The organism is Micrococcus sp. KRD077, assembly GCF_017168505.1.
GTDB classification, from domain to species: Bacteria; Actinomycetota; Actinomycetes; order Actinomycetales; family Micrococcaceae; genus Micrococcus; species Micrococcus luteus.
The window spans coordinates 124,233-131,080 of sequence record NZ_JABFAZ010000011.1 but is presented as its reverse complement, the minus strand read 5'-3'; the positions used below and the strand labels follow the sequence as shown (position 1 = coordinate 131,080).

The window sequence follows — 6,848 nt, the reverse complement described above, 5'->3', positions numbered from 1 at the left end:
CACCCCCGCAGTCCCGCCCCGTCCCGTCCGAGCGGCCGCTGGGTCGGCCTGCTCGTCGGCCTGACCGTGGTGGCCGCCGCCGTCGGCGTGCTGACCAAGCAGTGGTGCCGCGTGAACGGCTGGGCGGCCCCCGGCGTGCACGCGCACATGTGCTATTCGGACTTCGCCCAGCTGTTCCCCACGCGGGGCCTCTCGGACGGCCACTTCCCCTTCTACACGCCGCTGCCGCCCGAGCAGTGGATGGAGTACCCGGCGTTGCTGGCCGTGGTCGCGGGTGTGACCATGTGGCTCGTGCCCGCCTCCGGCGACCTGCACGAGCGCACCGTGACCTACTTCGACGTGAACGCGATCGGCGTGGTGCTGTGCTGGATCGTGCTGGTCGTCGCGACCGCGTACACCGCGCGCGGTCGCTCCCGGGACGCCCTGCTCGTGGCCCTGGCCCCGGGGATCATCCTGACCTCGATGCTCAACTGGGACCTGTGGGCCGTGATGCTGGCCGCCCTGGCCCTGTGGGCGTGGACGGCGGGCCGTCCGACCCTCGCCGGCCTGCTCATCGGGCTCGGCACCGCCACGAAGCTCTACCCGCTGTTCTTCTTCGGCGCGATCTTCGTGCTGGCGCTGCGCACGGGCCGCTGGGCCGGGTTCGTGAAGGCGGCCCTGGCCGGGGCCGCGGCCTGGCTCGCGGTGAACCTCCCGTTCATGCTGACGGCGTTCGACCAGTGGTCGCGCTTCTACACGTTCTCGGGGGACCGCGCGGTCTCCTTCTCCTCGACCTGGCTGGCGCTGGCCTGGACAGGATGGTCCGGGGAGACGTTCACGACGCTTCAGAACGGCCTGTTCCTGGTGTGCTGCGTGGGGATCGCCTACCTCGCCCTCGCGGCGCGGCACCGTCCGCGCATGGCCCAGCTGTGCTTCCTGATCGTGGCGTCCTTCATCCTGTGGGGGAAGGTGTACTCGCCGCAGTTCGTGATGTGGCTGATCCCGCTCGTGGTCCTCGCGACGCCGCGGTGGCGCGCGTTCTGGATCTGGCAGGCCGTGGAGGTCTACCACTGGGGCGGGGTGTGGATGGAGTCGGCGCGCATCACCTCCGACGGGGCGTTCGCCGGCGGCGCCTGGTGGATCACCGCCTGGTATGCCTCGGGGATCGTGGCGCACATCGTCGCCCTCGTGTGGCTCATGACCACGGTGGTCAAGGACATCCTGGACCCCGTCCGCGACCCGGTGCGCCGCACCGCACTCGACCAGGGGGCCCCCGAGATCGCCCCGGGGGTGGCCGAGGACCCGCACGCCGGCGTCTTCACCGGTGCCCGTGACCGACTGCTCCTGCCCCCGGCCGGACTCGGCCTGCAGCCACTCGGCGAGTCCGCGGGCCGCTGACGGCGGAGCGGGTCCGCCGGCGCCGTGGGGTTCCGCTCAGCGGTGCTCGAGGTACGTCGTGCAGGTGGGCGAGACCGCGCGGTCCGGGTGGTGCAGGACGACGACGTCGCCCGCGGACCAGACCCGCTCGAAGCCGAGCCGCTCGGCGCGGGCCAGCGCCTGCTCCGGGGTGAGGGGGTCCCAGCCGCCGAGCTCGGGCACCGAGGTGTCCACGATCATCCACGTGGCCAGCTCGTCGCCGATGTCCCCGTGCAGCCCGACGTGGGTGCGGGCCGTCAGGTGCGGCACGGCGTTGTCGGCGGCCTCGACGCACACCCCGTCCGGGATCAGCCCGACCGCGTGGTCGAGGTCGCGGGCGTGCTGCGTCATCGTCATGTCGCCGGCGATCGTGCGGTGCAGCGGGTACACCTGCGGGAAGAACGCGGTGCCGATCAGACCGGCGGCCAGTGCCGCGGAGACGAGGACGGCGGGCAGCCGGCGCAGCGTGTCCCGGCGTCCGGCCAGCCGGTGGGCCGCCTCGAGCGCGGCCATGAGCAGCAGCGGGGCGAGGATCGCGTCGTACTGGTACACGGGGGCCCACACGTTGAGGCGGTCGTTGAACAGCCGCGAGAGCAGGATCGGCAGGGCCATCAGCGTCAGCGGGCTCAGGACCGGCAGGAACAGCAGCGGGACGAAGTGCAGGAGCCAGAGGGCCACCTTCAGCGGGTGGTCGAACAGCACCGCGACGGCGTTCCACGGTTGGGTCAGCAGGAACAGGACCGAACTGCGCATGTCCGGGCCCAGGGCGGTGAACTGCCAGTAGCCGAACGCCCCGGTGGGGGAGTAGTGGGGGATCACCACGGACGTGGCGAACCAGTAGCCGAGCACACCCAGCACGGCGGTGACCGCGGCCTGCGGCCAGAAGCGCCGGATCGCCATCACCAGGGCCACGGCCAGCAGGGTCACGCCCATGTCCTCTCGGACCGTGAGCAGCAGCGCCGCCAGGCCGGTGGCGAGCCACGCCCGCTGCCCGTCCAGGGCCCACACGAGCCAGGCGAGGATCGGCACGCCGAGGGTGACCTCGTGGAAGTCCCAGTTCACCATCGCCTGGAAGGGCCAGGAGAGCAGCAGGGCGGCGACGGCGGCCAGGGCCACCCCGTGTCCCGTGCGACGACGGGCGAACAGGTACACCGGCACGGCGGACGCGGCGAGGGCCAGCGCCATGACCACGCCGAGCATGCGGGGGTCCGGCCACACCCAGTAGAAGGGGGCCAGCAGCGCGAGGATCGGGTGGAAGTGATCGCCGAGGATGTGGAAGTCCACGCCCTTGACGGAGCTGAGGGGGGCGTTGAACAGCGCGTACTGCCGCACCACCTGGTCGAAGATGCCCAGGTCGTAGCCCTTGGCCTCGTAGGTGGCGTACCGCAGGAAGGAGTGCGTCACGTACAGGGCCGCGGCCGCGACGAGCAGGGCGGCCAGCTGGACGCCCTCGCGACGGGTCACACGGACCTCGGGGACGGCGGGTCGCGGGGCGCGGAGCCAGGAGCGCAGACGGTCCAGGACGGTCTCCTTCGGGCGGTCGTCGGGCGTGCTCGGACGGCTCCGCCCCTGGTCTGGGTGCCCCAGGAGGGATTCGAACCCCCGACCGGCGGATTAGAAGGCCGCTGCTCTGTCCAGCTGAGCTACTGGGGCTGGGCCGTGTCAGTCTAACGGCCGCCGGCCGCGGCGCCGTCGGCTCCTGCACAGTCGCCCGGGGACCTCCGCGCGTCCCCAGACCGGCCCCGATCCTGCCGGGGTGCCCCGCGGTGGGGTTGTCTGGCCATGGCGGATCAGCCGATGCGCCGACGACCCGCCCCGGCGCCCACCGGGGCCCAGCCCAGGAGGCACACCATGCAGGACCTCATCACCGTGCGCGGCTTCGTGGCCACGGACCCCGCCACCCGCCACACCGCATCGGGGGCCGCCGTGACCGGCTTCCGCCTGGCCACCACCGAGCGGCGCTTCGACCGCGAGACCGCCGAGTGGGTGGACGCCCACACCAACTGGTACAGCATCTCGGCGTTCGGCCAGCTCGGCTCGAACACCGCCCAGTCCGTGAAGAAGGGCAACCCCGTGATCGTCACCGGTCGACTCCGGGTCCGCGACTGGTCCTCGGGTGAGCGCTCCGGCACGTCCGTGGACGTGGTGGCGGACGCCGTCGGGCTGGACCTGGGCTTCGGCTCGGCGGCGTTCCAGCGCAGCCAGCGCGCGGCCGTGCCGCGCCCCGAGTCGGCCCCGCGCGACGACGACGCGTCGGGCGGGCGGGCCGGCGCGGTCGGCGACGGGTTCAGCGCGGGCCTGCCGGACGGGTTCCAGGGTGGCGACGCCCCGGCCTCGCCCGGCCCGGACGAGTCGGACGCGGGCGCCCCCGAGCGCGAGCCGGCGGCGGCCGGCGTCGCCTGACCACGAAGCGGCACGGAGCACGGAGGGGGAGCGGGCTCGGTGGTCGCGGGATCGGCACGATGAGTGGAATCCCGCGGCCACCGACTAGCCTGGGCCGCATGGCGGAATTCATCTACACGATGGTCAAGGCCCGCAAGAAGGTGGGCGACAAACTGATCCTGGACGACGTCACCATGTCGTTCTACCCCGGGGCGAAGATCGGCATGGTCGGCCCCAACGGCGCCGGCAAGTCGACGATCCTGAAGATCATGGCCGGGCTGGACGAGCCCTCGAACGGCGAGGCGCGGCTCTCTCCCGGCTACTCGGTGGGCATCCTGATGCAGGAGCCCAAGCTGGACGAGTCCAAGACCGTGCTGGAGAACGTCCAGGAGGGCGTCGGCGAGATCTACGGCAAGATCCAGCGCTACAACCAGATCTCCGAGGAGATGGCGAACCCGGACGCGGACTTCGACGCCCTCATGGAGGAGATGGGCGAGCTGCAGTCCGCCATCGACGCCGCGGACGCGTGGGACATCGACTCCCAGCTCGAGCAGGCGATGGACGCCCTGCGCACGCCCCCGGGGGACGAGCCGGTCACGAACCTCTCCGGCGGCGAGAAGCGGCGCGTCGCACTGTGCAAGCTGCTGCTGGAGAAGCCCGACCTGCTCCTGCTCGACGAGCCCACCAACCACCTGGACGCCGAGTCCGTGCTGTGGCTCGAGCAGCACCTGGCCTCCTACCCGGGCGCCGTCATCGCCGTCACCCACGACCGGTACTTCCTCGACCACGTCGCGGAGTGGATCGCGGAGGTCGACCGCGGCCGCCTCTACCCGTACGAGGGCAACTACTCCACCTACCTGGAGACCAAGCGTGCCCGCCTCGAGGTGCAGGGCAAGAAGGACGCCAAGCTCGCCAAGCGCCTGGCCGAGGAGCTCGACTGGGTCCGCTCCAACACGAAGGGCCGCCAGGCGAAGTCCAAGGCCCGCCTGGCCCGCTACGAGGAGATGGCGGCCGAGGCCGAGAAGACCCGCAAGCTGGACTTCGAGGAGATCCAGATCCCGCCGGGCCCGCGGCTGGGCACCGTCGTGATCGAGGCCAAGGACCTGAAGAAGGGCTTCGGGGACCGCGTCCTCATCGACGGCCTGTCCTTCTCCCTGCCCCGCAACGGCATCGTCGGCGTGATCGGCCCGAACGGCGTCGGCAAGACCACCCTGTTCAAGACCATCGTCGGCCTCGAGCCCCTGGACGGCGGTGAGCTGAAGATCGGCGAGACCGTGAAGATCTCGTACGTGGACCAGTCTCGCTCCAACATCGACCCCGAGAAGTCGCTGTGGGAGGTCGTCTCGGACGGCCTGGACTACATCAAGGTCGGCAACGTCGAGATGCCCTCGCGCGCCTACGTGTCCGCGTTCGGCTTCAAGGGCCCGGACCAGCAGAAGAAGGCCGGCGTGCTCTCCGGCGGTGAGCGCAACCGCCTGAACCTGGCCCTGACCCTCAAGGAGGGCGGCAACCTGCTGCTCCTCGACGAGCCCACCAACGACCTCGACGTGGAGACCCTGACCTCCCTCGAGAACGCGCTGCTCGAGTTCCCGGGCTGCGCCGTCGTCGTCTCGCACGACCGCTGGTTCCTGGACCGCGTGGCCACCCACATGCTGGCCTACGAGGGCACCGCGGAGGACCCGGCCAACTGGTACTGGTACGAGGGCAACTTCGAGTCCTACGAGGCCAACAAGGTCGATCGGCTCGGCCCCGAGGCCGCCCGCCCGCACCGGATGACGCACCGCAAGCTCACGCGCGACTGAGCCGACGCGCCCCCGGGCGCCGCGCCGACGACGGCCCGCCGCGATCACGTGATCGCGACGGGCCGTCGTCGTGTCGGGGCGGGGTCCACGTCGACCACGACGAACGGTGCGCGCGGCGCGGACGGCGAGCCGCCTCACCCATGGCAGGGCCCGATCGGCAGCCTCACCCCCTGCGGAACCGCCGGGTCAGCGCCGCCAGCTGCGGCGCAGCACCGTCCGCAGGGCCATGCGCTGGGCCGCGCCCCGGGCCCGCGCCCGCCGGGCGGCGGCCCCCTCGGGCAGGCGGATCATGCCCTCCTGGGCGACCGTGGCCACGAGCGTCCCGTCCTCGGTGAACACGGCGCCCGTGCCGAGGCCGCGCGCGCCCTGGGCGCTGGGGGAGTCCTGGACGTAGAGCAGCCACTGGTCGACGCGGGCGGGCCGGTGGAACCACATCGCGTGGTCGAGGGAGGCCACGGACATGCCGGGCTGGATCCAGGCGACGCCGTGCTGCCGCAGGATCGGCTCGAGGAGCGTGTAGTCCGAGGCGTAGGTGAGCGCCGCCAGGTGCAGCGCGGGGTCGTCCGCCAGGGGCGTGAAGGTCTTCATCCACACCATGTTGCGGTTCTCGGTCTCGGCGGCCGGCTCCACATAGATGGCCGGGGTGACGTGGCGGATGTCGAACGGCCGGGACCAGGCCCACTCCTGGGCCACGGGGTGGTTGATGGCGCCCAGCACGTCCGCCGTCGTGGGCAGGTCCTCGGGCCGGGGCACTCCCTCCGGCATGGCCACCTGGTGGTCCAGCGCGCTGCCGGCGGGCTCCTGGAAGGAGCAGGTCAGGGCGAGGATGGCCTTCTCGTTCTGGGAGGCCAGCACCCGGCGGACGGAGAAGGAGCGGCCGTCCCGCAGCGTCTCGACGGTGAACGTGATGGGCTGCAGCGCGTCCCCGGGGCGGATGAAGTAGCCGTGGAGCGAGTGGGCGGAACGGGCGGCCGGCACCGTGCGGGAGGCGGCCGCCAGCGCCTGGGCGAGCACCTGGCCGCCGAACACCCGGCCGTGCGTCTGCCGGGGGGTCGTGCCCGTGAAGCGGACCTGACCCGTCACCGGGTCCGGCGCGGCCGGCGTCAGCTCCAGGATCCCCCGCAGCGTTTCGGTGGGGTCCTTCGGGGCCGAGGCCGGGCGGACCGGTGCGTGACCGGGGCGGGGACGGGGATGGCGCTGCGGCACGAACGGCTCTCCTTCGACATGGATGGACCCGCGACGGCGGGGCGGCCCGGGACGCGACGGACC

General features: G+C 72.3%; 5 protein-coding genes and 1 tRNA gene. 3 read left to right on the top strand and 3 right to left on the bottom strand.

From position 1 onward, the window contains the following. The coding region (locus tag J1M39_RS04465; protein ID WP_206496493.1) for a glycosyltransferase family 87 protein at positions 1-1,377 on the top strand (1,377 nt) is incomplete at its 5' end. Between the two features lie 36 nt (positions 1,378-1,413). Here J1M39_RS04465 and J1M39_RS04460 read toward each other — a convergent pair. Both J1M39_RS04460 and J1M39_RS04455 read right to left on the bottom strand, forming a co-directional pair. Continuing rightward, positions 1,414-2,859 carry a DUF2079 domain-containing protein gene (locus J1M39_RS04460; RefSeq protein ID WP_129866859.1) on the bottom strand — a complete coding sequence of 482 codons (1,446 nt, stop codon included), beginning with the start codon at positions 2,857-2,859 and terminating at the stop codon, positions 1,414-1,416. 115 nt (positions 2,860-2,974) lie between these two features. Beyond that, positions 2,975-3,048 (bottom strand) — tRNA-Arg (locus J1M39_RS04455). A 198-nt stretch (positions 3,049-3,246) separates the two neighbouring features. Here J1M39_RS04455 and J1M39_RS04450 point away from each other — a divergent pair. Further along, on the top strand, positions 3,247-3,798 hold the full coding sequence (locus J1M39_RS04450) for a single-stranded DNA-binding protein (protein ID WP_073115490.1): 552 nt from the start codon (positions 3,247-3,249) through the stop codon (positions 3,796-3,798). A 98-nt stretch (positions 3,799-3,896) separates the two neighbouring features. Beyond that, the gene (gene ettA / locus J1M39_RS04445; RefSeq protein WP_036341629.1) at positions 3,897-5,579 is read left to right on the top strand and encodes an energy-dependent translational throttle protein EttA; all 1,683 of its coding nucleotides are present in this window, start codon (positions 3,897-3,899) and stop codon (positions 5,577-5,579) included. 186 nt (positions 5,580-5,765) lie between these two features. On the opposite strand, the gene J1M39_RS04440 is transcribed toward ettA, so the two are convergent. Next, entirely contained in the window at positions 5,766-6,785 is a 1,020-nt protein-coding gene (locus J1M39_RS04440; protein ID WP_206496492.1) for an acyl-CoA thioesterase domain-containing protein, read from the bottom strand. Positions 6,786-6,848 lie beyond the last annotated feature (63 nt).